The 427-nt window shown below is 50.1% G+C and carries 1 pseudogene; it reads right to left on the bottom strand.

Annotation, left to right across the window (positions count from 1 at the left end):
• Nucleotides 1-60: 60 nt before the first annotated feature.
• Nucleotides 61-427, bottom strand: a pseudogene (locus A3761_RS26835) (hypothetical protein); the annotation flags it as partial.

The raw sequence follows: 427 nt of genomic DNA, 5'->3' as shown, positions 1-427 counted from the left end.
GGTTACAGCCCTCTTTTCAGAAAAGGGCTAACTTAAGTAAGCCGCCTTCAAATCATACATCTAAACCTGAAACGTACGCTGCATTTCGTCCAGCACTTCCCCTTCGTTCTCGGGCTCATAATGCGGAGGCATCCATGCAGGTCTTTCATTCTGATACATCATACCAAGCCCGAAGCCATCATCCCTCTGAATTTCAGCCGCGGTCTGAATTGGGTCGTGAGTGTGCTCCTGACCAAACTCATGGACCATTTCCTTCCAATGCTTTTGCTCAGGTACAAAGGTGACACACTGGCTCAATGCCTGCACGAAGGAGAAACCTTCATGCTCAATAGCCTTAACGATTAAATCCGTTAGCTGCTTCGGATCACCATAATAACCACGCGCGATAAATCCGGCCCCGGCACCCAGTGCAAGGCTCGCTGGCTGC

The organism is Oleiphilus sp. HI0123, from assembly GCF_001635315.1.
Note: the sequence above shows the minus strand (reverse complement) of the source record. Positions and strands in the feature narration are given on the sequence as shown.